Annotated in this window: 21 protein-coding genes; 4 read left to right on the forward strand and 17 right to left on the reverse strand. The window is 71.1% G+C overall.

From position 1 onward, the window contains the following. Positions 1 to 412: 412 nt before the first annotated feature. The 15 genes from tyrS to infC all read right to left on the reverse strand — a co-directional run bounded on the left by tyrS (position 413) and on the right by infC (position 16,665). Complete coding sequence (gene tyrS, locus H489_RS32230; protein WP_040419955.1) at positions 413 to 1,726, reverse strand: tyrosine--tRNA ligase; 1,314 nt, start codon at positions 1,724 to 1,726, stop codon at positions 413 to 415. A 63-nt stretch (positions 1,727 to 1,789) separates the two neighbouring features. Then, on the reverse strand, positions 1,790 to 2,488 hold the full coding sequence (locus H489_RS32235; protein WP_017887964.1) for a DNA-3-methyladenine glycosylase: 699 nt from the start codon (positions 2,486 to 2,488) through the stop codon (positions 1,790 to 1,792). After that, positions 2,485 to 3,921 (reverse strand): argininosuccinate lyase, encoded by a 1,437-nt coding sequence (argH, locus tag H489_RS32240; RefSeq protein ID WP_017887965.1) that lies wholly within the window; start codon positions 3,919 to 3,921, stop codon positions 2,485 to 2,487. The genes H489_RS32235 and argH overlap by 4 nt, the downstream gene beginning before the upstream one ends. Positions 3,922 to 4,003: 82 nt before the next feature. Then, positions 4,004 to 5,200, reverse strand: a complete 1,197-nt coding sequence (locus H489_RS32245) for an argininosuccinate synthase (protein WP_017887966.1) — start codon at positions 5,198 to 5,200, stop codon at positions 4,004 to 4,006. Positions 5,201 to 5,218: 18 nt separating this feature from the next. Further along, the gene (gene argF / locus H489_RS32250; protein WP_017887967.1) at positions 5,219 to 6,142 is read right to left on the reverse strand and encodes an ornithine carbamoyltransferase; all 924 of its coding nucleotides are present in this window, start codon (positions 6,140 to 6,142) and stop codon (positions 5,219 to 5,221) included. Further along, positions 6,139 to 7,362 carry an acetylornithine transaminase gene (locus tag H489_RS32255; protein WP_017887968.1) on the reverse strand — a complete coding sequence of 408 codons (1,224 nt, stop codon included), beginning with the start codon at positions 7,360 to 7,362 and terminating at the stop codon, positions 6,139 to 6,141. The genes argF and H489_RS32255 overlap by 4 nt, the downstream gene beginning before the upstream one ends. Next, the gene (argB, locus tag H489_RS32260) at positions 7,359 to 8,411 is read right to left on the reverse strand and encodes an acetylglutamate kinase (protein ID WP_017887969.1); all 1,053 of its coding nucleotides are present in this window, start codon (positions 8,409 to 8,411) and stop codon (positions 7,359 to 7,361) included. Before argB ends, H489_RS32255 begins: the two co-directional genes overlap by 4 nt. Next, on the reverse strand, positions 8,411 to 9,610 hold the full coding sequence (gene argJ / locus H489_RS32265) for a bifunctional glutamate N-acetyltransferase/amino-acid acetyltransferase ArgJ (protein ID WP_017887970.1): 1,200 nt from the start codon (positions 9,608 to 9,610) through the stop codon (positions 8,411 to 8,413). Before argJ ends, argB begins: the two co-directional genes overlap by 1 nt. After that, positions 9,607 to 10,704: an N-acetyl-gamma-glutamyl-phosphate reductase gene (locus tag H489_RS32270; RefSeq protein WP_017887971.1), complete on the reverse strand. Its 1,098-nt coding sequence runs from the start codon at positions 10,702 to 10,704 to the stop codon at positions 9,607 to 9,609. The genes argJ and H489_RS32270 overlap by 4 nt, the downstream gene beginning before the upstream one ends. Before the next feature lie 77 nt (positions 10,705 to 10,781). After that, positions 10,782 to 13,274 (reverse strand): phenylalanine--tRNA ligase subunit beta, encoded by a 2,493-nt coding sequence (gene pheT / locus H489_RS32275; RefSeq protein ID WP_017887972.1) that lies wholly within the window; start codon positions 13,272 to 13,274, stop codon positions 10,782 to 10,784. Beyond that, positions 13,274 to 14,314: a phenylalanine--tRNA ligase subunit alpha gene (pheS, locus tag H489_RS32280; protein WP_017887973.1), complete on the reverse strand. Its 1,041-nt coding sequence runs from the start codon at positions 14,312 to 14,314 to the stop codon at positions 13,274 to 13,276. The genes pheT and pheS overlap by 1 nt, the downstream gene beginning before the upstream one ends. Positions 14,315 to 14,406: 92 nt before the next feature. After that, a complete protein-coding gene (locus tag H489_RS32285; protein ID WP_017887974.1) occupies positions 14,407 to 15,258 on the reverse strand; it encodes a TrmH family RNA methyltransferase in 852 nt (283 codons plus the stop codon). A 65-nt stretch (positions 15,259 to 15,323) separates the two neighbouring features. After that, positions 15,324 to 15,707, reverse strand: coding sequence for a 50S ribosomal protein L20 (rplT, locus tag H489_RS32290; RefSeq protein ID WP_017887975.1), 384 nt, complete (start codon positions 15,705 to 15,707; stop codon positions 15,324 to 15,326). Positions 15,708 to 15,735: 28 nt separating this feature from the next. Next, positions 15,736 to 15,930, reverse strand: a complete 195-nt coding sequence (gene rpmI, locus H489_RS32295; RefSeq protein WP_017887976.1) for a 50S ribosomal protein L35 — start codon at positions 15,928 to 15,930, stop codon at positions 15,736 to 15,738. A 60-nt stretch (positions 15,931 to 15,990) separates the two neighbouring features. Beyond that, positions 15,991 to 16,665: a translation initiation factor IF-3 gene (gene infC / locus H489_RS32300; protein ID WP_017887977.1), complete on the reverse strand. Its 675-nt coding sequence runs from the start codon at positions 16,663 to 16,665 to the stop codon at positions 15,991 to 15,993. Positions 16,666 to 16,979: 314 nt separating this feature from the next. On the opposite strand from infC, the gene H489_RS32305 reads away from it, so the two are divergent. Next, complete coding sequence (locus H489_RS32305) at positions 16,980 to 17,330, forward strand: DUF1844 domain-containing protein (protein ID WP_017887978.1); 351 nt, start codon at positions 16,980 to 16,982, stop codon at positions 17,328 to 17,330. 76 nt (positions 17,331 to 17,406) lie between these two features. On the opposite strand, the gene H489_RS32310 is transcribed toward H489_RS32305, so the two are convergent. Further along, positions 17,407 to 18,696 (reverse strand): phosphotransferase, encoded by a 1,290-nt coding sequence (locus H489_RS32310; RefSeq protein ID WP_017887979.1) that lies wholly within the window; start codon positions 18,694 to 18,696, stop codon positions 17,407 to 17,409. 104 nt (positions 18,697 to 18,800) lie between these two features. On the opposite strand from H489_RS32310, the gene H489_RS32315 reads away from it, so the two are divergent. Both H489_RS32315 and H489_RS32320 read left to right on the forward strand, forming a co-directional pair. Further along, positions 18,801 to 20,663 (forward strand): glycoside hydrolase family 2 protein, encoded by a 1,863-nt coding sequence (locus H489_RS32315; protein WP_017887980.1) that lies wholly within the window; start codon positions 18,801 to 18,803, stop codon positions 20,661 to 20,663. 150 nt (positions 20,664 to 20,813) lie between these two features. Then, the gene (locus H489_RS32320; protein WP_017887981.1) at positions 20,814 to 22,043 is read left to right on the forward strand and encodes a hypothetical protein; all 1,230 of its coding nucleotides are present in this window, start codon (positions 20,814 to 20,816) and stop codon (positions 22,041 to 22,043) included. Between the two features lie 105 nt (positions 22,044 to 22,148). Here the strand turns inward: H489_RS32320 and H489_RS37005 are convergent, their stop codons facing one another. Beyond that, positions 22,149 to 23,198, reverse strand: coding sequence for an amidase domain-containing protein (locus tag H489_RS37005; RefSeq protein WP_017887982.1), 1,050 nt, complete (start codon positions 23,196 to 23,198; stop codon positions 22,149 to 22,151). 107 nt (positions 23,199 to 23,305) lie between these two features. On the opposite strand from H489_RS37005, the gene H489_RS32330 reads away from it, so the two are divergent. Then, complete coding sequence (locus H489_RS32330) at positions 23,306 to 23,689, forward strand: hypothetical protein (RefSeq protein ID WP_017887983.1); 384 nt, start codon at positions 23,306 to 23,308, stop codon at positions 23,687 to 23,689. The last annotated feature ends 58 nt before the right edge of the window (positions 23,690 to 23,747 follow it).

The following is a 23,747-nucleotide window of genomic DNA, read 5'->3' on the forward strand; positions in this document are numbered from 1 at the left end:
CTCAAGGACCAGACGCACTTGCTCTTCGGCTCGAGTTCGAGCTTCAGCCACAAGGCTTGTGTTCTTGGCTTGCCACCGGTTGTTCGTCGGACCCGGAGGTCCAGTGGCTCATCCCGAGGGGAGAGAACCGGTGGGCTTGTCATCCTAGGCGTCGAAGCGATCCGGCGCAAGGCCCGATCTGAACTTCAGTGGAGGATGGTCCCGCTTGAGGGCCGACGTGCTCTGGGCTTTCGCTCCAGCCGCTCCGCCGCACCTTTGGGGTGACGAGTAAGAACTATACGCAGCCCTGAGCGGGTGCGCCAAGCCAGCTCCCATCCCGGGCGTGTCGCGTTGTGCAACACGCGTCGCCCGGACGCAGTGATGCCCGGTTCCGCAGGGGAACCGGGCATCACGAGAGGTCGAGCGACCGGGGTCAGCCGAGCGTCACACCGGCGAGGGTCTTCTTGCCACGACGGAGCACGAGGACTCCCCCGGGCAGGGCGAGGTCGGACAACGGGGCGGCCGCGTCCTCGGCTCGGACGTTGTTCACGTAGACACCGCCCTGGTCGATCGCGCGGCGGGCCTCGCCGAGGGACTTCACGAGTTCCGTCTCCACGAGTGCCCGTGCGACGTCCGCCCCGGGGTCGAGCGTGACCGACCCCGGCAGCGCGGCGATCGCCGACCGCAGGGTCTCGGGGTCGAGCGCACCGAGGTCGCCGTTGCCGAACAGCGCGGCCGCGGCGTCGATCGCCGCCTGGGTCGCCATCACGCCGTGCACGATCGAGGTGACCTCGAACGCCAGGGTCCGCTGGGCTTCTCGTCGGAAGGGCTCGTCGGCGACGGCCTGCTCGAGTCGTTCGATGTCGGCGCGCGTCAGGAACGTGAACTGCCGCAACCGGGCGATCACGTCCGCGTCCGTCGTGTTGAGCCAGAACTGGTACATCGCGTACGGCGAGGTCATCTCGGCGTCGAGCCAGATCGCGTTGCCCTCGCTCTTGCCGAACTTCGTGCCGTCGGAGTTCGTGATGAGCGGGGTGCCGAGGGCGTGCACCGTGGCGCCTTCGGCGCGACGGACGAGTTCGGTGCCGGAGGTCAGGTTGCCCCACTGGTCCGAACCGCCGGTCTGCAGCGTGCACCCGTACTGGCGCCAGAGTTCGCGGTAGTCGAGTCCCTGCAGGATCTGGTAGCTGAACTCGGTGTAGCTGATCCCCGCATCGGAGTTCAGCCGCGCGGCGACGGCGTCCTTCTTGAGCATCGAGTTGACGCGGAAGTACTTGCCGACGTCGCGCAGGAAGTCGATCGCGGACATCGGGGCGGTCCAGTCGAGGTTGTTCACCAGTCGGACGCCGTTGTCGCCGTCCGGGCTGAGGAACCGCGACACCTGGGTCTGCAGTCGGGAGACCCACTCGGCCACGGTCTCCGGGGTGTTCAGCGTGCGCTCGGCCGTCGGACGCGGATCGCCGATGAGACCGGTCGACCCGCCCACCAACGCGAGCGGCTTGTGCCCGGCGAGCTGCAGCCGGCGCATGGTCAGGAGCTGCAGGAGGTTGCCGCAGTGCAGCGACGGGGCCGTCGGGTCGAAGCCGCAGTAGTACGTGATCGGCTCACCGTCGAGGGCCTCTTGCAGCGCGGCCTCGTCGGTCGAGACCTGCACCAGACCGCGCCACTGCAGTTCGTCCCACACCGAGTCGAAGGCGGGGTCGTTCTGCTGGCGCGTCAGGACGTCTTGAGCGGTATCACTGGACACCCCGCCATCGTAGCGGCGACGGACGACCGGCAGGCGCGGCAGCCGGGAGGCCCGTGGCCGGGTTCACGGGTCGAGGGCACCCTTGTGCCGTCGGTACGTCGAGACCGTGGGGTCACCCGTCAGCCAGAAGCGCCAGGGGTACTGCACCCCGCCGGCGATGCCGCCGACGCCGGTGCGCGGACCGCGGGAGATCCGTGGGACGGCAGCGCCGGCCCGCGGGCCGGGCAGGGTCTCGGACAGGAGCTCGTCGATCACCCGGGCCGGTCCGGCGGAGGCGAGCCGGGCCTCCAGGCCGGGTGCCAGGGTGAGCACGAACGGGCCGGAACCGTCGAGGAGCGACGTGCCGTCGTCCTGCCCGAGGACCGCGCCGAGCGCTCCCCCGAGGTTGCCGGGCCCGCGTGCCAGCGCGACGTCCGCGACCGTCGGACCGCGACGCGCTCGCGCGAGGTCCAGCCCCTCGACGACCTGCGCACCGCGGAGCAGGGAGCCCGACGAGGTGCCGGCCGGCCCACTCACGACGTTGACGCAGGTGTGGATGCCGTACGAGCGGTAGGCGTACAGCGTGCCGGGCGGACCGAAGAGGTGGCGGTTGCGCTCCGTCATCCCCCGGTGTCCGTGTGAGCCGGGGTCGGTGGGGCCGGAGTAGGCCTCGACCTCGGTGATGCGGAGCGCCACGCCGCGCCCCGCGATCGTCGCACCGAGCAGGGCCGGCGCGATGATCGGGGCGGGCTCGGCGAGCAGCGCGGCGATCCCCGGGGTCATCGCGAGAAGGGTGCGCCCTCGGCCAGGTCGCGGACGCGGCGGGTGACGGACGCGAGCTGCTCGGCGACCCGGTCGGGTGCGGTGCCGCCGACGCCGGAGCGCGATGCGACGCTGCCCTCGATGGTCAGGACGGAACGGACGTCGGGCGTGAGGTGCTCGGACACCGACCGGTACTCGTCGTCGGTCGGCTCGTCGAGCTCGATGCCGCGCTCCTCGCAGTACCGGACGAGCGCGCCGGAGACCTCGTGCGCATCCCGGAACGGGACGCCCTGACGGACCAGCCACTCGGCGACGTCCGTCGCGAGCGAGAAGCCCTGCGGCGCGAGCTCGGCCATCCGGTCGGTGTCGAAGGTCAGGGTCGCGATCATGCCGGTGAACGCGGGCAACAGGACCTCGAGCGTGGCGACGGAGTCGAAGACCGGCTCCTTGTCCTCCTGCAGGTCGCGGTTGTACGCCAGCGGCAGTCCCTTGAGGGTCGCGAGGAGCCCGGTCAGGTTGCCGATCAGGCGCCCCGACTTGCCCCGGGCGAGCTCTGCGATGTCCGGGTTCTTCTTCTGCGGCATGATGCTCGACCCGGTCGAGAACGCGTCGTGGAGCCGGACGAAGCCGAACTCCTTCGTGTTCCAGAGGATGACCTCTTCCGACAGACGCGAGACGTCGATGCCGATCTGCGCGAGGACGAACGCGAACTCGGCGACGACGTCGCGGGCTGCCGTGGCGTCGATCGAGTTGTCCGCCGGACGGTCGAAGCCGAGCTCCGCGGCGATCGCGGCGGGATCGAGGCCGAGGGAACTGCCCGCCAGCGCACCCGCACCGTACGGGCTGACGCTCGCGCGGCCGGCCCAGTCGCGCAGGCGCTCGAGGTCGCGGACGAGCGGCCAGGCGTGCGCGAGCAGGTGGTGGGCCAGGAGCACGGGCTGGGCGTGCTGCAGGTGCGTGCGCCCCGGCATGATCGCGGCCGGGTGCTCGGTGGCCTGCTGGGTGATCGCGTCGACGAGGTCGATCACGAGCCGCCCGATGCGCCGTCCGTGGTCGAGCATGTGCATCCGGCCGAGGGTGGCGATCTGGTCGTTGCGGCTGCGACCCGCGCGGAGCTTGCCGCCGAGCTCGGGACCGAGGTCGGCGATGAGCAGGCGTTCGAGGGCGCCGTGGACGTCCTCGTCGGAGTCGTCGGGCTGCAGCGTGCCGTCGGCGTGCGCCGCTTCGAGCCGGTCGAGGCCGGCGAGCATGCGCTCCAGCTCGTCGGCGGTCAGGTAGCCCGCGGTGTGCAGCGCTCGGGCGTGGGCACGGGACCCCGCGATGTCGTAGGGCGCGAGCTGCCAGTCGAAGTGCGTCGACTTGGAGAGCGCAGCGAGGGCCGCACTCGGGCCGTCGGCGAAGCGGCCGCCCCAGAGGGCACCGGTGTTGGTGGCGTCGGTCTTCTCGTCGGTCATGTCGTCCTGCGTCGTTTCGTCGGTGCTCGGGCGCGCCGGGGGCGGGGCCGCGGGCTGGTGGTCGGTCCGGTGCGGCTGTCGGTCAGTTCGCCGCATCGCGGCGGGCGGAGATCTTGCTGGGCAGTGACCAGAGTTCGATGAACCCCCTGGACACGGACTGGTCGAACGCATCGCCGGATTCGTACGTCGCCAGGTCGAAGTCGTAGAGGCTCTGCTCGGACCGACGACCCGTCACCGTGGCGCGTCCGCCCTGCAGCCGCAACCGGACGTCGCCGGAGACGTGCTGCTGGGTGTGCTCGACGAAGGCATCGAGGCTGCGCTTGAGTCCGCCGAACCACAGGCCGTCGTAGACCAGGTCGGCCCACTCGGCCTCGACACCGCGCTTGAACCGCGCGACGTCACGCTCGAGCGTCAGGCTCTCGAGTTCCTCGTGCGCGGCGATGAGGGCGACCGCGGCCGGTGCCTCGTAGACCTCGCGCGACTTGATCCCGACCACGCGGTCCTCGACGACGTCGATGCGTCCGACCCCGTGCTTGCCGGCGACGGCGTTGAGCTCCTGCACCATCCGGAGCACGCTGAACCGCTGCCCGTCGAGGGCGACCGGCACCCCGCGGTCGAAGGTGATCGTGACCTCGTCGGCCGGCTGCGGGAGGGCCGGGTCCTGCGTGGTCGCGTAGAGGTCCTCGGTCGGGCCGTTCCACGGGTCCTCGAGGAGACCCGTCTCGACGGCACGACCCCACACGTTCTGGTCGACCGACCACGGCTGCCGCTCGGGCTGCTGGACCGGCAGCCCGTGCTCCTGCGCGTACTGGAGGGCACGGTCGCGGGTGAGGGCGAGGTCCCGCACCGGGGCGATGGTCCGCAGGTCCGGCGCGATCGCCGCGACGGCGGCCTCGAAGCGCACCTGGTCGTTGCCCTTGCCCGTGCAGCCGTGCGCGACGCTGTCCGCACCGAGCTGCTTCGCCGTCAGGGCGAGGTGCTTCGCGATGAGCGGTCGACTCAGGGCCGAGACGAGCGGGTACCGCTTCTGGTACAGCGCGTTGGCTCGGAGCGCCGGCACGATGTACTCGTCCGCGAACTCGTCCTTGGCGTCGACCACGAGCGCCTCGACCGCGCCGCAGTCGAGTGCGCGCTGCCGGATCGCCTCGAGGTCGTCGCCGCCCTGGCCGACGTCGACCACGAGTGCCACCACGTCCTTGCCGGTGCCGTCGCGCAACCGGCCGATCCCGACGGAGGTGTCGAGACCGCCCGAGTACGCGAGGACGACGCGGTCAGCCACTGGTGATCACCCGGTCGGTCAGTCGTTGGCGAGCAGCCAGGCCAGCAGCGCCTTCTGGGCGTGCAGACGGTTCTCCGCCTCGTCCCAGATGATGCTGCGCGGACCGTCGATGACGTCGGCGGTCACCTCGAACCCACGGTCTGCCGGCAGGCAGTGCATGAAGACGGCGTCGGCGGCGGCGTGCGCCAAGAGCGCGTCGTCGACGCGGTACCCCGCGAAGGTGTCGAGGCGCGACTGCTTCTCGGACTCCTTGCCCATCGAGACCCAGGTGTCGGTGACGACGACGTCGGCACCGGCCACAGCGGCCACCGGATCGGTCACGACGAGGACGGAGCCACCCGTCACGGCAGCGCGGTCCTCGGCGTCGGAGACGACCTGCGCCGACGGGGAGAACTCGGCCGGGGCGGCGACGCGGACGTGCATGCCCGCGGTCGCACCGGCGAGCAGGTACGACTGCGCCATGTTGCTCGCGCCGTCACCGATGAACGCCACGGTCTGCCCGGCCAGTGTGCCGCGGTGCTCACGGATGGTGAGCAGGTCGGCGAGGAGCTGGCAGGGGTGGAAGTCGTCGGACAGCGCGTTGACGACGGGGACCGTCGTGCCGGCGGCCATCTCCTCGAGCCCGGCCTGGCCGTAGGTGCGCCAGACGATCGCCGACACCATGCGCTCGAGCACGCGAGCGGTGTCCGACGGGGTCTCCTTGCCGCCGAGCTGGCTGTTCGCCGTCGAGATGATCAGCGGGCTGCCGCCGAGGTCCGAGATGCCGACGTGGAACGACACCCGGGTGCGGGTCGACGACTTGTCGAAGATCACCGCGACGCTCTGCGGACCGGCGAGCGGCTTCTCCGCCCAGCGGTCGGCCTTCATGCGGTCGGCGATGTCGAGGATCGCGGACTGCTCGGACTGGCTCAGGTCGTCGTCGCGGAGGAAGTGGCGGGTCATGCGGTGGGCTCCTGCGCTGCGGCGACGGCCGCGAGGCTCTGGGCGAGGATCGACAGGAACTCGTCGACCTCGGCGTCGGACACGATGAGCGGCGGCGCGATGCGCAGGCTCGACTCGTTGGGGGCGTTGATGATGAGGCCGCGTTCGAGGGCGGCTGCGTTGACGAGCGGGCCGACCGGGCCGGCGAGACCGACGCCGATGAGCAGGCCGGTGCCGCGGACCTCTTCGACCAGCGGGGAGCCGATGGCACGGATACCGTCACGGATGCGCTCACCCTTGACCACCGCGCTGGCGACGAGGTCGGCGCGCTCGATCTCCTCGAGCACGGCGTTCGCCACACGGGTGCCGAGCGGGTTGCCGCCGAAGGTCGAACCGTGCTGCCCGGCCGAGAACAGGTCGGACGCCCAGCCGAAGGTCACGAGGGCGCCGATCGGGAAGCCGCCCGCGATGCCCTTCGCGATCGTGATGGCGTCGGGCGTCACCCCGTGCCCCTGGAACGCGAACCAGTTGCCGGTCCGGCCGACACCCGTCTGGATCTCGTCGAGGATCAGCAGCGCACCGTGCTCCTCGGTCAGCCGGCGGGCGGCCAGCAGGAACCCCTCGGGGAGGTCGACCACGCCGGCCTCGCCCTTGATGGGCTCGAGGATCAGAGCGGCCACGGTGTCGTCGATCGACGCTTCGAGCGCGTCGATCGAGGTGTCGATGTGCTCGACGCCCGGGATCATCGGCAGGAAGTCCTGCTGCAGTGCGGGCTTGCCGGTGAGCGCGAGGGCGCCCATCGTCCGCCCGTGGAAGCCCTGCTTGAGCGCGAGGATCCGCGTCTTCGTGCCGTCGGCGCCCCTGTTGAGGCGGGCGAGCTTGAACGCGGCCTCGTTCGCCTCGGCGCCGGAGTTGCCGAAGTAGACACGGCCCGCTTCGCCCGCGCCGGTGATGCGCTTGAGGCGCTCGGCGAGTTCGAGCTGGGGCGGGGTGGCGAAGTAGTTCGACACGTGCACGAGCTTCGCCGCCTGGTCGGCGATCGCCGCGACGAACGCGGGGTGCGCGTGGCCGAGCGAGTTCACAGCGATCCCCGCGAGGAAGTCGAGGTACTCGTTGCCCTCCACGTCCCACACACGGCAGCCCTGTCCGCGCTCGAGCATGATCTTCGGAGGGGTCAGGGATCGCATGAGCGACGCCCCGAACCGGTCGTTCCAGGTCTCGGTCTGCGTCTCGGTGCTCACTGCTGGTGTCCCTTCTCGTCCGTACCCGCCACGTGCTGGCCGGTACTGCTGTCGATCGACGGCGACGCCACGCGTCGGCCGATCTCGGCGTGGGTCATCTGGTTCTCGGTTCGTCGGCTCGGGTCCGGGATCACCTCGGTGCCCGCACCCCGCAGGGTGAAGACCTCGAGCAGGATCGAGTGCGGGATCCGGCCGTCGATGATGGTCGCGCCGCCGACCCCGCCGACCACGGCATCGAGGCACGCGGTCATCTTCGGGATCATCCCCGACTCGAGGCTCGGCAGGAGTTCGCGGAGTTCCTCGACCGCGATGAGGTCGACGATCGAGTCACGGTCCGGCCAGTTGCGGTAGAGCCCCGGGACGTCGGTGAGCATCATGAGCTTCGACGCCCGGAGTGCGATGGCCAGGGCACCGGCCGCAGCGTCCGCGTTCACGTTGAGCGCCTGGTCGGGGTGCGCGTCGTCGATCGCGATGCTCGAGACCACCGGGATCCGACCGGCCTCGATCGCGGCGAGCACACCGGACGGGTCGACGTGGGTGATGTCCCCGACGTGGCCGAGGTCGTACTCCTGCCCGTCGACGACGACGCCCTTCTTCTCGCCGGTGAACAGCGAGCCGCCGTCGCCGAACACGCCGACGGCCAGGCCCTCGCCGTGTTCGTTCATCAAGTCGACGATCTCGCGGTTCACCTCGCCGGCCAGGACGTCACGGACGACCGTGATCGCCTCGGTCGTCGTGACGCGGTAGCCGCCGCGGAACTCGGACTCGATGCCCTGTTCCTTGAGGGCGGCGGAGATCTGCGGACCCCCACCGTGCACGACGACGGGGTGCAGGCCGGCGTAGCGCAGGTAGACCATGTCCTCGGCGAAGGCGCGCTTCAGGTCCTCGTTCACCATGGCGTTGCCGCCGAACTTGACCACGACGACCTTGCCCGAGAAGCGCTTGAGCCAGGGCAGCGACTCGATGAGCGTCGCGGCCTTGACCGCGGCGAACTCGTGCTCTTCTTCCTTCGTGAGGGGCGTGCCGGCCCCGTTCGTGTCGGCCGCCATCAGCTGGAGTACGCGCTGTTCTCGTGCACGTAGTCGTGCGTGAGGTCGTTGGTCAGGATCGTGGCCGAGTGCGTGCCGACACCGAGGTCGATGCGCACGTGGGTGTCACGCGGGGTCAGGTCGACGGAGTCGCTCGGCTCGTCGGGTGCGCCCGCGTGGCAGACCCGGACACCGTTCATGCTGACGTCCACCGCGTACGGGTCGAACTCGGCGTCGGTGGTGCCGATCGCTGCGAGCACCCGTCCCCAGTTCGGGTCGTTGCCGAAGACGGCCGCCTTGAACAGGTTGTTCCGGGCGACGCTCCGACCGACGGTCACGGCGTCGTCCTCGGTCACGGCGTGCACGACCTCGATCGTGATGTCGTGGCTCGCGCCCTCGGCGTCCTGCTGCAGCTGCCGGGCCAGGTCGGCACAGACCGCGGTCAGGGCTTCCTGGAAGTCACCGACCTCGGGCGTCACGCCGCTCGCACCCGACGACAGCAGGACGACGGTGTCGTTGGTGGACATGCAGCCGTCGGAGTCGACCCGGTCGAACGTGATGCGGGTGGCCGCCCGGAGCGCCTGGTCGAGCTGGTCCGGCGTCTGCACGGCGTCGGTCGTGATGACGACGAGCATCGTCGCGAGCCCGGGTGCGAGCATGCCGGCGCCCTTGGCCATGCCGCCGACGGTCCAGCCGTCCTCGGTCACGACGGACTGCTTGGCCTTCGTGTCGGTCGTCATGATGGCGGTCGCGGCGTCCGGACCGCCGTCGTCGCTGAGTGCCGCGCTCGCCAGGTCGACGCCACGGAGCACGTTGTCGCGGAAGGACTGGTCGCCGACGCCGATGAGCCCGGTGGAGCAGACGACGACGTCGCCGGCCCCGATCCCGAGGGCGTCGCCCACGGCCTCGGCCGTCAGGTGCGTGGTCTGGAAGCCGAACGGGCCGGTGAAGCAGTTCGCGCCGCCGGAGTTCAGGACGACGGCCCGGGCCACGCCGTCCCCGACGACCTGGCGGGACCAGATCACCGGGTGCGCCTGGGCGCGGTTGCTGGTGAACACGGCGGCCACGGCCGCGTCGGGGCCGTCGTTGACGACGAGTGCCACGTCCGGCTTGCCGCTGGTCTTCAGGCCTGCGGTCACGCCGGCGGCGCGGAAACCCGCTGCCGCGGTGACGCCCTGGAGGCCCGGCTCGGTCTGGGTGGTCGTGCCTGCGTCGGTCACGGTGCGACTCCGTCCACGCTGAGGCCCGTGGTCTCGGGGAGACCGAGGGCGATGTTCGCCGACTGGACGGCGGCGCCCGCCGTGCCCTTGGCGAGGTTGTCGAGGGCGGTCACCGCGACGACGCGGCCGGCGGCCTCGTCGACGGCGATGCCGACGAGCGCGGTGTTCGCGCCGATCGTGTCGGCCACCCTGGGGAACTCGCCCTCGGGCAGCAGGTGCACGAAGGGTTCGTCGGCGTACGCCTGCTCCCACGCGAGCCGGACGTCACGCGCGCTGACGCCGGGCGAGAGCTTCGCGGTCGTGGTCGCCAGGATCCCCCGCGGCATCGGGACCAGGACCGGCGTGAACGAGATCGTCACGTCGGAGGCGCCCGCGACCTGCAGGTTCTGCTGGATCTCGGGGACGTGCCGGTGCGTCCCCCCGACGGCGTAGGCACTGGCGGACCCCATGATCTCGGAGGCCAGGTAGGTGGTGCTGAGCTTCTTGCCGGCACCACTCGGCCCGACGCTGAGCACCGCGACGAGGTCGTCGGACTCGACGAGGCCAGCCTGGATGCCCGGCTGGATGCCGAGCGTCACCGCGGTGACGTTGCAGCCGGGGACCGCGATGCGCTTCGTGCCGACCAGGGCGGAACGCTGCTTGCCCTGGGAGGCGATGTCGTCGACGTCGCGCCACTCGTCGGCCGAACCCGGAGTGGGAGCCGCGAGCAGGAGTTCGGGGAGACCGTACGTCCACGCGCCGAAGTAGTCGCCGCCGTAGAACCGCTCCCACGCAGCCGGGTCCGTCAGACGGTGGTCCGCGCCGCAGTCGATGACGAGCGCGTCGTCGCCGAGCTCCGCGGTGATCGCACCCGACTGTCCGTGCGGCAGCGCCAGGAAGACCACGTCGTGCCCGCGCAGCGTCTCGGCCGTCGTCTCCGCCAGGGTCAGGTGTGACAGCGAACGGAGGTGCGGCTGGGTCGCGATCAGGGGCTGTCCGGCGTTCGAGAACGCGGTCACCGTCCTGACCTCGAACTCGGGGTGGGCGGAGAGCACACGCAGGAGCTCACCACCCGCGTAGCCGGAGGCTCCCGCCACGGCGACGGATACGGACATGGGATTCCACCTTTGGTCGGACTGGTCGTCGAGAGAGTCGGAGGCGGCGACCCCGGGCGGTGCTGATCCCGTGTGGGTCAGTCGCGCAGGGTCGCCCCGAATCGCTCGCCGGCACGTCGGACAGCGCCGTCACGGGCCTCGGTGGCCTCGGCAGCGGTCAGCGTGCGGTCCGTGGCACGGAAGCGCAGGGCGAACGTCAGGGACTTCTGTCCCTCGTCCACGCCGGAGCCCCGGTAGTCATCCACGAGCCGAGCATACTCCAACAGGTCTCCGGCGCCAGAGCGCACCGCATCCAGCACCTCGCCGGCCGGTACCCCGGCGTCGACGACCAGCGAGAGGTCCTGCGTGGCTGCCGGGTAGGAGACGATCGGCGCGACCGCGACGAGTTCCGGGGCTGCGGCGACGAGCGCGTCGAGGTCGAGCTCGACGACCGCCACCACGCGGGGCAGGACGGCGGCCTCGGCCAGTCCGGGCAGGAGTTCCCCGGCGACGCCGACGACCGTGCCGTCGACGAGCAGGGACGCGGCGCGACCCGGGTGCAGCGACGGGTGGGTGGTCTGCGCGACGGTCAGTTCCACACCGACGGCCCACGCGACCTGGCGGGCGGTGTCGATGGCGTCGGCGATGCCGAACGGTTCCGCGGTGGCGCCGGGCTGCTTGACGACCCGGTGGCCGGTGAGCAGGGCGGCGACGTGGAAGGGCTGGGCCGGCAGCGAGGCGTCCAGTGCTTCGAGCGCCGCACGGTCGGGCCGCGCCGCGCCCGCCGGGACCTCGTCGGTGCCGAGCGTCACGCCCGTCACCGGCAGGAACACCCGGGACGTCTCGTACAGGGCGACGTCGACGAGCCCGCGCGAGACGTTGCGGCGGGCGGCGTCGACCAGGGCCGGGACGCCGCTGCGGCGCAGCAGGTTCTGCTCGCTGTCCAGGGCGTTGGCGAGCACGACGCTCGGTCCGCCCTGCGGGTCGATCCCCGGGTAGGCGTCCTGCGTGGCGGCCGAGACGAACGGGGCCGTGACGACCTCGGTCAGGCCCGCCGCGGCCAGCGCCGAGGCCACCCGACGACGTGCCTGCTGGTGCCGGGTCAGCCCCCGGCCGGGCGGGGCGACGGGCAGGACGCTCGGGATGCGGTCGTAGCCGACGATGCGTGCGACCTCTTCGACCAGCGTGGTGTCGTCGGTCAGGTCAGGGCGCCAGGTGGGCGGGGTGACCGCGAGCTGCTCGCCGTCGGACTCGACCGTGGCGCCGATCGCACGGAGCGTCTCGATGACCTCGGCGTCGGTGTAGTCGACGCCGACGAGCTCGGCCGGGCGGGAGACCCGCATCGTGACGGTCGGCCGCGGGTCGCTGTCGACGAGCGTGGACCCGAGGGGGTCGGCGGTGCCGCCGGCGAGCTCGACGAGGAGTTCGACGGCCCGGTTCGCCGCGGCCTCGGCCACCAGCGGGTCGACCCCGCGCTCGAAGCGACGGGATGCCTCACTGGGCAGCTTGTGCCGACGAGCGGTGCGGGCGATCGAGACCTGGTCGAACCCGGCGGACTCGATCAGGATGTCCGTCGTGCTCGCCGAGATCTCGGTGCGGGCCCCGCCCATGACGCCGGCGAGCCCGACGGGACCGTCGTCGTCGGTGATCACGAGGTCTTCGGGGTCGAGCTTCCGGACGGTGCCGTCGAGGGTCTCGAGCGTCTCACCGGCGTTCGCCCGGCGGACGCCGAGGCCCCCCGCGATCGTCTGCAGGTCGTAGCCGTGCAGCGGCTGGCCGAGCTCGAACATGACGTAGTTCGTGATGTCGACGGGCAGGGAGATCGAACGCACCCCGGCCAGCGACAGACGCGACACCATCCAGGATGGTGTCTTCGCTGCCGGGTCGATCCCGCGCACGACGCGCGTGACGAACGTGGAGGCGCCGACCCGACCCCGGACCGGAGCCTGGTCGTCGATCGTGACCCGGAAGCCCTCGGCCGCACGCGGCGCGATGCGCTCGACGGGGTCGTGGAAGCTGGCTCCGGTGGCGTGCGCGTACTCACGAGCGACCCCGCGCAGGCTCAGCACGTACCCACGGTCGGGCGTGACGTTGATCTCGACCGCGGCGTCGTCGAGGCCGAGGAGCGCGATCGCGTCGGCACCGACGGCGGGCTCCATGCCGAGGTCGGCGAAGCGCAGGATGCCGTCGTGCTCGTCGCCGAGCCCGAGCTCGCGCGCCGAGGCGATCATGCCGTCGGACACGTGTCCGTAGGTCTTGCGGGCGGCGATCGGGAACGGCCCGGGCAGGACCGCACCGGGCAGTGTGACGACGACGAGGTCGCCGACGTCGAAGTTGTGCGCGCCGCAGACGATGCCGCGGGGCTCGGCTTCGCCGACGTCCACCTGGCACCAGTTGATGGTCTTGCCGTTCTTCTGCGGCTCGGGGACGCGCTCGAGCACCCGACCGACCACGACGGGGCCGGTCAGGTCGAAGGTGTGGACGTCTTCTTCCTCGAAGCCGACCGACACGAGCGCCGCGTGGACGTGCTCGAGGGTGACGTCATCGGGGAGGTCGACGGACTCACCGAGCCAACGGAGTGGGACGCGCATCAGACCACCGTTCCGAACTGCTGCGAGAAGCGGATGTCGCCCTCGAGGAAGTCACGCATGTCGTTCAGGCCGTTGCGGAACTGCAGCGTCCGCTCGATGCCCATGCCGAACGCGAAGCCCTGGTACTCGTCCGGGTCGATCCCGGCGGCACGCAGGACGTTGGGGTTGACCATGCCGCAGCCACCCCACTCGACCCACCGTGCGCCACCCTTGGCGTTCGGCTGCCAGACGTCCATCTCGGCACTGGGCTCGGTGAACGGGAAGTAGTTCGGGCGGAGGCGGATCTGCGCCTCGGCGCCGAACATCTGCCGGGCGAAGTGCTCGAGCGTGCCGCGCAGGTGCGCCATCGTCAGGCCCTTGTCGATCGCGATGCCCTCGACCTGGGTGAAGACCGGCAGGTGCGTGGCGTCGAGCTCGTCGGCACGGTAGACGCGTCCGGGCGCGATGACGTACAGCGGGAGGTCACGCGACAGCAGCGACCGCACCTGCACCGGCGAGGTGTGGGTCCGCATGACCAGGTGCCGGTCGACGGGCTCGACGAAGATCGTGTCCGCCATGGCCCGGGCGGGGTGGTCCTGGTCGAAGTTCAGCGCGTCGAAGTTGAACCACTCGTGCTCGAGCTCCGGGCCTTCTGCGACTTCCCACCCCATGCCGACGAAGATGTCGGCGACGGCTTCGTTCAGCAGCGAGAGCGGGTGGCGGGAGCCGGTGGCGCGGTGGGTCGGCAACGCGGTGACGTCGACGCGTTCGGCTTCGAGCCGTGCGCGTTCCTCGGCCACCGCGAGGACGGATTCCTGCTCGGCGATCGCCGCGTTCACCCGCCCACGGGCCTGCCCGACGAGCTTGCCCGCCGCGGCCTTCTGTTCCGGCGGCACACTGCGCATCGATGCGTTCATCCGCGCCAACGGTGACTGCTCACCGGTGTGCTCGGCCCTGGCCTGCTTCAGTTCGGCGACCGTCATCGTGGCACGGACGGCGGCGAGGGCCGCGTCCACCGCGTCGGCGACGACCGATTCGCTGATCTCGAGAGGTTCTGACACGAGACCCAAGCCTACCGGCCGTCGGGATACCACCCACCTGCACCGAGCGGACGGTGGATGGCCGACGCCGACGACCGGTCTGTGGAGGAGCGTCAGCTCCGGAGCGCGAAGGCCGACTCGTACAGGCACACCGACGCCGCCGTGGCGAGGTTCATCGACTCCGCCTGCCCGTAGATCGGCACCTTGACTGCCCGGTCGACGAGCGCCAGGTCGTCGGCGGTGAGCCCGCGTGCCTCGTTGCCGAAGACCCACGCGGTCGGACCGTCGAGCATCCCCTCGGCGCGCACCACCGGCAGGTCGTCGCCGGAGACGTCGGCGGCGAGCACCGTGTAGCCGAGGGCCTTCGCCCGCTCGATCGTGTCCGCCAGCGTGACGCCCACCGACACCGGCACGTGGAACAGGGACCCGGTCGTCGACCGGACGACCTTCGGGTTGTACGGGTCCACCGACCGGCCGGTCAGCACCACCGCATCCGCTCCGGCCGCGTCCGCGGCGCGGATGATCGTGCCGGCGTTCCCCGGGTCCCGCACCTCTTCGAGGATGGCGACCAGTCCGGGCAACGCGGCCTGTTCGTCGGACGCATCACGGGCCTCCGCGTCGGCGCCAGCCGCAGCGCGGTCCGGGAAGACGTCCTTCACCGACGTCGGGAACTGCTGGCACACCGCGACCACGCCCTGCGGGGTGACGGTGTCCGCCATCGCGTCGAGCACCTGCTCGGTCACGAACCACGTGTCCACCGGCGCGTCGTCCAGCCCGTAGCGGGCTGCGGCGGTGGGGGTCACGTACAGCTCGCGCAGGAGCTCCGGCGCGTACTCCAGCGCTTCGCGGACCGCTTGGGGTCCTTCCAGCAGGAACAGGCCGGTCTCGGCCCGGACGTCCTTCTTGGCCAGGGCCGCAACGGCCTTCACGCGTCCGGCACGGGGGTTCTCGAGGAGATCGCTCACGACCCAAGTCTAGGAACGACGAAACCCCCGCCGTGCGGCGGGGGTTTCGCGAGCAGAAGAACTGACTACGCAGCCTTCGGGGCCGAGGTGTCGGCCGGGAGGGCCTTCTTCGCGGTCTCGACGAGCGCGGTGAAGGTCTCGGGGTTGTTCACCGCGAGGTCGGCGAGGATGCGACGGTCGACCTCGACGCCAGCCAGGTTGAGACCCTGGATGAGGCGGTTGTAGGTCAGGCCGTTCGCACGGGACGCAGCGTTGATGCGCTGGATCCAGAGGCGACGGAACTCGCCCTTCTTCGCGTGACGGTCGCGGTACGCGTAGACGAGGGAGTGGGTGACCTGCTCCTTGGCCTTGCGGTACAGACGCGAACGCTGGCCGCGGTAGCCCTCGGCGCGTTCGAGGATGACGCGGCGCTTCTTGGCGGCGTTGACCGCTCTCTTTACTCGTGCCATTGCACTATTCCTTTACGATCTGCGGGGCTCAGTGGCCGAGGAGCTTCTTGACGTTCTTCGCGTCACCCTTGGAGAGGACCTGGTCCTCGTTCAGGCGGGCCTTGCGCTTGGAGCTCTTGACCTCGAGGTTGTGACGCATACCGGCCTGCTGCTTCATGATCTTGCCGGTACCGGTGACCTTGAAGCGCTTCTTCGACCCGGAGTGGGTCTTCTGCTTGGGCATGGTGGTGCCTTTCCGTGGGATGGATGGGGGGCCGCGTCGTTGCGGGTTCGGTCCGGGGACCTATTCGGCCGCGGAGTCCGTGGATTCCGCAGCTGCCTCGGACGTGGAACCGGCCTCGGCCTCGTCCTTGCCCTTCGCGGCGTGCTCGGTGGCACGACGCTCGGCCTTCTGTGCAGCACGCTTGGCGTTCTGCTCGCCCTTGACGTCGGACTTGTTCTTGAGCGGGGCGATGATCATCGTCATGTTGCGGCCGTCCTGGGTCGGACGCGACTCGACGACGCCGAACTCGGCGATCTCTTCCGCGAACTTGTGGAGGAGACGGACACCCTGCTCAGGACGCGACTGCTCGCGGCCACGGAAGAGGATCATCGCCTTCACCTTGTCGCCACCGAGGAGGAACCCCTCGGCGCGCTTGCGCTTCGTCTCGTAGTCGTGCACGTCGATCTTCAGGCGGAAACGGACCTCTTTCAGGTCCGTGTTCACCTGGTTGCGACGGGCTTCCTTGGCCTTCTGAGCGGCTTCGTACTTGAACTTGCCGTAGTCCATGATCTTGGCCACGGGCGGCTTCGAGTTCGGCGCGACCTCGACCAGATCCAGTTCGGCTTCCTGCGCGAGACGCAGGGCCATGGCGATCGGGACAACGCCGACCTGCTCACCCTGCGGACCGACGAGTCGGACTTCGGGAACGCGGATTCGGTCGTTGGTACGGGGATCGGTGATGCGGAGCTCCTTCAATCAGGTGGTGGCCGTCCGGGGCGTTTGCCCTGGACGACAGCACGAGAGAGGAGATCTGACGCACGGGATGTCGACCCGTTCGGCAGCCGCCCTGCATCGGATCCGTGGGATCCGACCGACGAGCGCAACACGTGCACTCGCGGAGCGGTGGTGACCCGGTAGCCTGGTGGAACGCGGCCGCGGGTGGGAGAGACTCCTCTTTCGTGACACCGTCCGGGAGTTGTCAGGGTTCGTGACGTCAGGAGAACTGATGTCAAGAGAACTGATGGCACACGGACAGCATCTGCCGCGAGCAAGCCTAGCAGAGGAGCACCGTGAGCGACACCCCGATCGACGACACCGGCATCGACGCCGCCAGGGACATCGCGGAGGTGCCGGCGGTCGAACTCATCAACACCGTTGCGGTGCACCTGCTCAGTGCCGCGGCCGTGAAGGTCGGCCTGGCCGACGACCCGCAGCAGCAGACCGACCTGGACGAGGCACGGAAGCTCATCACCGCGCTGGCCGGTCTGGTCACCGCCGCCGCGACCGAGATCGGCGATCACCACGCCCGCCCGCTCCGCGACGGGCTGCGGTCGCTGCAGCTCGCCTTCCGCGAGGCGTCGGCGATCCCGGACGCGATCGGCGCCGGGCCGGGCGAGAAGTACACGGGACCCGTCAACTAGACGGGCGTCACCCGGTGACGGACAGGAGGCCCGTGGCGGTGTCGCCACGGGCCTCCTGTTCGTTCGTGGGTCGCGGTCAGGACCCGCTGTCGCCGACCAGGCGCGCGACGGCCGCCAGCGGGATGCCGACCCAGTCGGGTCGGTTGCGGGTCTCGTAGACGACCTCGTAGACCGCCTTGTCGAGCTCGAAGGCGTCGAGCAGCGCACTGTGGCCGGCGAGGTCCGCGCCGGTGCCGCGCTGGTAGCCGTCGAGGAAGCGCGCTCGCGCCTCGGCTGCCCAGGCTGACGCGTCGACCGGCTCGGCGTCGTGCGCCAGGGCACCGGCGACGTAGTCGAACGAGCGGAGCATGCCCGCGACGTCGCGCAGGGTGACGTCCGGCAGCGACCGTTCGTCGAGGGGGCGGAGCGGTTCGCCCTCGAAGTCGAGGAAGACCCACCCGCGGGGATCCGGAGCCGCCAGGACCTGCCCGAGGTGCAGGTCGCCGTGGATGCGCTGCAGGTCCGGCCAGATCGCGTCGGCTGCCCGGGCGTAGACCGCACGGATCGCGTCGGCGTGGTCGGCGACGGCCGGGGCCTCGCGGGCGGCGGTGTCGAGTCGGGCGTGCATCGTGGCGACTGCGGTGGCGCGTCGCGACGCGTCGGCCGGCTCGGTCGGCAGCGCTCCGGCCAGGGTGCGGTGCACGTCGGCGAGCGCGGTGCCGAGCTGCTCGGCTCGGTCCCCGAACGGCGTGCCGGCCTGGGCTTCCTGCAGGGCGACGCGCCAGGCGTCGTCGAGCCCGGGCAGGAACTCCTGGGCGAAGGCGAGGTGGCCGGTCGCTGCGCCGTCCGGGCGGCCGACGTCGGGCCAGTCGGCGCGGAGGGCCCCGTAGACCCGGGGCACGCGGGTGCTGCCCGCCGCGGTGAGGGCGAGCTGCGTGGTCACGTCGGGGTTGTCGCCGTGGTGCAGCACGCGGAAGACCTTGATGATGACGCGATCGCCGGACTCCGTGTCGCAGATGACCGAGGTGTTGGACTGCTCGCCCGTCAGGACGCGGGCCGCGGTGACCCGGCCGATCGGGCTGAGGCACTCCGGCGCCGCGTCGATGCGTGCGGCGAGCGCCGACACCCACGCGAGGTCGGTGGTGGCGTCGACGACCGTGCCGTCGGGACCGCTCGTGATCGGTGCCTGGTAGAGCACGGGGACCGCGGGGGCCTCGTCGAGCACCAGGCGGGTCCCGTCGTCGGTCGAGATGGTGCGGAGACGCGGCACGGACCCCTTCGAGGCGTACCAGCGACGGTCGGCGATCCAGGACTCGAGGTCGTGGTCGCTCGGCGTGCGGGTGTCGGGGGCGGTGGTGTCGGGGGCGCTGGGTGCTCCGTCGCTCATGCAGCGGAACCTACGCGCCGGGGGCTGGCGAGGTGCCGAGTCCTCGGCGCGACGGCGGGCGGCATGCCCTTTACAACGATGTACCGAACCGGGAACATGGAGGTATGAGCACGCTCGACGGCACCGTGGCCGCACCTGACTCCGCTTCCGCCCCCGGCCTCCCCCTCGCTTCGCGGCAGGACGGCACGTACCCCCGGCCGCAGATGCTCCGCACCGCCTGGGCCGACCTCGACGGCACGTGGTCGTTCCGGAACGACGGCGACGACGACGCCTGGCGCACCGGCTTCACCGACGCCCGGGACATCGTCGTCCCGTTCCCGCCCGAGTCCCCGGCCTCGGGCATCGACGAGCCCGGATTCCACCCGGTGGTCTGGTACTCCCGTGCGATCACCCGCTCGGAGCTCGACGCCGCCGGGTTCGGCACCGGCGCGCCTCGACTCGTGCTGCACTTCGGCGCCGTCGACCACCGCGCCCGCGTCTGGGTCGACGGGCAGTTCCTCGGCGGGCACGAGGGCGGCCACACGCCGTTCTCCTTCGACGTGACCGAGGCGCTGACCACGGACCCCGACGCCGTGCACACCCTGGTGGTCCGCGCCGAGGACGACCCGCACGACCTGACCCAGCCGCGCGGCAAGCAGGACTGGCACGAGGACCCGCACGCGATCTGGTACCGCCGCACCACCGGGATCTGGCAGACCGTCTGGCTCGAGGCCGTGCCGACCGTCTCGATCGCGTCCCTGCGCTGGACGAACGTCGACCACGCGACCATGCGCCTGACGGTCCGGCTCGACGGGCACCGCACCGGCGGCGAGCGCCTGCGCGTCGAGGCGCGCTGGGACGACCGCGACGAGCATCTCGCCACGATCGAGACCACCGTGGGCTCGACGGGGGACGAGTTCGACGTGGTCGTCCCGATCGCGCGGCAGACGAACGGGCAGGCCGAGGACGAGCTGCACTGGACCCCGGACGCCCCACGCCTGGTCGACGCGACGGTCTCGCTGCTCCCCCGTACCGGCGCGACGCCGTTCGACGCCGTCGCCAGCTACTTCGGGATCCGGACGGTCGGGGTCGACGGCGGCGCGTTCCTGCTCAACGGCCGACGCCACGAGGTCCGCAGCGTCCTGAACCAGGGCTACTGGCCCGAATCGCACATCGCCGCCCCGTCCCGCCGGGCACTCCGCCGCGAGGTCGAACTCATCAAGGAGCTCGGCTTCAACGCAGCCCGCAACCACCAGAAGATCGAGGACCCGCGGTTCCTGTACTGGGCCGACCGACTCGGACTCATGGTGTGGGGCGAGGCCCCCGGCGCCTACGCGTTCTCCCCCCGCGCCGTGCAGCGACTGGTGCGTGAGTGGATGGACGCCGTCGAGCGTGACGCCTCGCACCCGTCGATCGTCACGTGGGTGCCCGTCAACGAGAGCTGGGGTGTGCAGCACATCGCCACCGACCCGGCCCAGCAGGCCTACGCCCGGGCCCTCGCCGACGTCACGCGGGCACTCGACCCGACGCGTCCGGTGATCTCGAACGACGGGTGGGAGCACACGAACTCCGACATCGTCACGATCCACGACTACGAGGGTGACGGACCCCGGCTCGCAGCGACCTACGCGGACGAGACCGCACGGACCCGGCTGCTCGGTGGGATCGGCCCGGCGGACCGCCGCATCCTGGTCGGTGGCGCCGAGGACCTCGGCCAGCCGGTCATGCTCACCGAGTTCGGCGGCGTGAACTACCAGCCGGGCGTCCAGCGCGAGGACGGCTGGGGGTACACGTCGGCCACGGACGGCGACGACTGGGTCTCCCGCATCACCGCGCTGTACGACGCGGTCCGTGCGAGCTCGTTCCTCGCCGGGTCCTGCTGGACGCAGCTCACCGACACCGTGCAGGAGACGAACGGCCTGCTCAACGCAGACCGTTCCCCGAAGGTCCCGATCGAGCAGATCCGTCGCGCGGTCACGGAGCGCTAGCCGGGAGGCCCACACCCCCTGAGCAGCGGTGGTCACCTCCGGCAGACGGACCCGACCACCGCTGCTCACGACGCACACGGGTCGCCTCGCGCCGGGCGGGTGGCGACCCGCGATGCGGGGCGCGGCCCACGGTCTGGGAGGATCGGGCGGGTGACGAACGTGGCCGAAGCGAGCCGGGCCTCCAGGCGGGGGTTCCGCAACCTGCTGACCGGACGGCACAGCGCGTGGACCGCGCCGCTGCTGCTCTGGATGGGCTCCCGGGTGGTGAGCACCGTGCTGCTGGCGACCGTGTACCTGCTGGCGACCGCGAACGGCTGGCCGTTCGCCTCGTACCGACGCGACCCGTCGTTCTTCACGTTCTCGGGGTCGTGGGACGCCTCGTTCTACCGGATCATCGCCGAGCACGGGTACCCGGAGACGCTGCCCGTCGACGACGCCGGGCACGTCCTGCCGAACGCGTGGGCGTTCCTGCCCGTGTTCCCCACGGTCGTGCGGATCCTGATGACGCTGACCGGCGCCTCGTTCTGGGTCGCCGGGGTCGTCGTCGCCTCGATCGCCGGAGCCGGCGCGTGCGTGCTGCTGTACCGGCTGGTGCTCGCCGTCGGCAGCGCACACCGTGCCCGCTGGGCGACCGCGCTGTTCGCGTTCGCGCCGACGGGCTTCCTGCTGCAGGTCGCCTACGCCGAGAGCCTGCTGCTCGTGCTGCTGTTCGGCGCACTGCTGGCCCTGGTGCGGCGACGGTACTGGCTGATCGCGCCGCTCGGTGTCGTGGCCGCGTTCACGAAGCCCGGGGTCCTGGCGCTGGCACTGGCACTGGCCGTGCACCTGGTGGTGCGGTGGGTCGGAGCGCGCCGGTCCGGGCGAGCCGCCGAGGTGTTCCCGTGGCGCGATCGGATCGCGATCGTGGTGACCGGCCTGGTCGTCGCGGCTGCGGGCCTGGCGTGGCCCGTCATCGCGACCGCCGTGACGGGGCGGCCGGACGCCTACCTGGACACCGAGTTGTCGTGGTGGGTGGGGTTCGTCGGCCGGCAGCACTTCGCGCCGCTGACGCCGTGGTTCATCATGGCGTCGACGTGGCTCGGGCCGCTCGGCATCGGGCTCGTCGTGGTGGTGCTCGCCGGCGCCGTGTGGTTCATCTCGCGCAGGAGCACCCGGGCCCTGGGCACCGACGTGCTCGCGTTCACGGCCTCGTACGGGCTGTACCTGGTGGCCGTGTTCCTGCCGCAGCAGTCGTTGCCGCGGTTGCTCATGCCGATGGCGCCGCTGCTCGGGTCGGACGTGTTCGTGGGGACACGGCGGCGGGCGGTGACGTGGCTCGTCGTCGGGGTGTGCCTGCAGCCGGTCGCGATCGTGCTGCTCTGGTTCCTCGGGTACCCCTGAGCGGTGCTGTCCGTCGGCTCTGCAAGACACCGGTGTTCGCCGGTTGAACACGCGCAGACCGCGGTGCGCCGCGCGAACACCGGTGTCGTGCGGGCCTGGAGAGCGCTACGCGTCGAAGGTGTAGAACCAGGCCGTCCCACCGGGGTGCTGCACCGTGATCATCTCGTCGAGGTCGCGGTACGGGCCGTCCTGGTTGTGGCTCGCCGACTTGATGCGGATGGTGCCGTCGGACTCGGTGAAGACCTCGGACACGATGGTGGTGTGGTCCGGTGAGCCGTTGGCGTTCCAGTCGAAGAACACGATGTCGCCGACCTGCACCTTGTCGCGCTCGTCCGACGAGCGCCGGGTCAGACCGAACTCGGCCGCGTTCGTCTCGAGCCACGGGTCCATGGTGGGGCAGTAGGTCCACGTCGCACTGTGCTCGGCGCCGGCCGCGCGGTTGTACCAGTCGGACCGCTGCTTCCAGCCGCGGGCGATGAGCGTCTGGTTGACGTAGTTCGCGCAGTCGCCGCCGATCGGGTTCATGGTGCCGTACTCGGCGAGGTTGTAGTCCTTCCAGTACCGCATCGCGTAGGCGAGCTGCCGGTCGACGTCGGTCAGTGCGGCGTACGCGAGGGTCGTCGTCGCGACGGCACTGCCCGCGTCCGGTGTGGCGGCTGCGGTCGGTGTGGGCGTGGTGGTCGCGGTGTCCTGGGTGGCGCCGCTCTGCCCGTCGTTCGCGGCGCTGCCGTTGCCGTCCGAGGACTGGTTGGTGGACGGACTCGGCTCGATCGCCGACGTGAAGAGCGCGACGTCGGCGTCACCGGCGGTGTACATCGCCTGGTGCGGGGCCGTGAAGGTCACCTTCGACGCGGTCGCCTCGACGTCGCGCGCAGCGACACCACCGACGGTGACGCCCTTGACCGCGGCGAGTCCGGCCCCCGTGACGGTGACCGTGACGCCACCGGCCAGCGGGACCTGCGCCGGGGCGAGGGCCTTCGCGACGGGCTTCGTCGCGGGGGTGGACGTCGTCCCGCCCCCGCCGCCGGAGCTGCCCCGGCCGCTGCCGCCGTCGCCGCCCTTGTCGCTGCCGGAGGAGCACGCCGCAACGGCGAACCCGATCCCGGCGACGCCGGCGAGGGACAGGAGTGCGCGGCGGTTCATCGAGGCAGTCATGACACGACCAGCGTAAGCGACACCTCCGTCGTTCCGACACGGCATGATCATCTCCGGGGACGAGCGTCCTCCGTGTCCCAGCGGACCCGTTCGGAAGGAACACACACATGCCCGAGAGCCACGACTTCTTCGTCGCCACCGACCCCGAGACCGCCCGTGCCCAGGTGCGCGACGCGCTCGCCCACGAGGGCTACACCGTCGACGACGCCGAACAGGGTGCGCTCCGCGCGACCCGCGGCAGTCTCGGCCTGACGCTGCTCATCGGCGGCATGGCGAACGACCGTACGTTCCACACCCGCCTGGACGTGCAGATCATGATCGCCCCGGACGGCCGCACCGTCGCCCGACTGCTGCGCGGATCCGGCAAGTCGGCGATCAAGGGCGGCGCGCTCGGCGTCTCGCGCGGCAACCGCGCCTTCGAGCAGGCCGCGAACGCGATCCACACCACCTTCGCGCAGTCCGGCGTGCTGACCGAGAGCATCGCGGGCTGACGATCGGGCAGTGGCGACGGGTCTGACGCGCCCCTCGGACGGACGGGAGGCCCGCTGC

It is taken from the genome of Curtobacterium flaccumfaciens UCD-AKU (genome assembly GCF_000349565.1).
Lineage (GTDB): Bacteria > Actinomycetota > Actinomycetes > Actinomycetales > Microbacteriaceae > Curtobacterium > Curtobacterium poinsettiae.

Coding starts and splice junctions, on each gene's coding strand:
- H489_RS32235 (WP_017887964.1), bottom strand. CDS start 2,488: ATGACCCCGGGGATCGCCGCGCTGCTCGCCGAGCCCGCCCCGATCATC.
- argH (WP_017887965.1), bottom strand. CDS start 3,921: ATGACCGACGAGAAGACCGACGCCACCAACACCGGTGCCCTCTGGGGC.
- argF (WP_017887967.1), bottom strand. CDS start 6,142: ATGACCCGCCACTTCCTCCGCGACGACGACCTGAGCCAGTCCGAGCAG.
- argB (WP_017887969.1), bottom strand. CDS start 8,411: ATGGCGGCCGACACGAACGGGGCCGGCACGCCCCTCACGAAGGAAGAA.
- H489_RS32270 (WP_017887971.1), bottom strand. CDS start 10,704: ATGTCCGTATCCGTCGCCGTGGCGGGAGCCTCCGGCTACGCGGGTGGT.
- pheT (WP_017887972.1), bottom strand. CDS start 13,274: ATGCGCGTCCCACTCCGTTGGCTCGGTGAGTCCGTCGACCTCCCCGAT.
- rplT (WP_017887975.1), bottom strand. CDS start 15,707: ATGGCACGAGTAAAGAGAGCGGTCAACGCCGCCAAGAAGCGCCGCGTC.
- rpmI (WP_017887976.1), bottom strand. CDS start 15,930: ATGCCCAAGCAGAAGACCCACTCCGGGTCGAAGAAGCGCTTCAAGGTC.
- H489_RS32310 (WP_017887979.1), bottom strand. CDS start 18,696: ATGAGCGACGGAGCACCCAGCGCCCCCGACACCACCGCCCCCGACACC.
- H489_RS32315 (WP_017887980.1), top strand. CDS start 18,801: ATGAGCACGCTCGACGGCACCGTGGCCGCACCTGACTCCGCTTCCGCC.
- H489_RS37005 (WP_017887982.1), bottom strand. CDS start 23,198: ATGACTGCCTCGATGAACCGCCGCGCACTCCTGTCCCTCGCCGGCGTC.
- H489_RS32330 (WP_017887983.1), top strand. CDS start 23,306: ATGCCCGAGAGCCACGACTTCTTCGTCGCCACCGACCCCGAGACCGCC.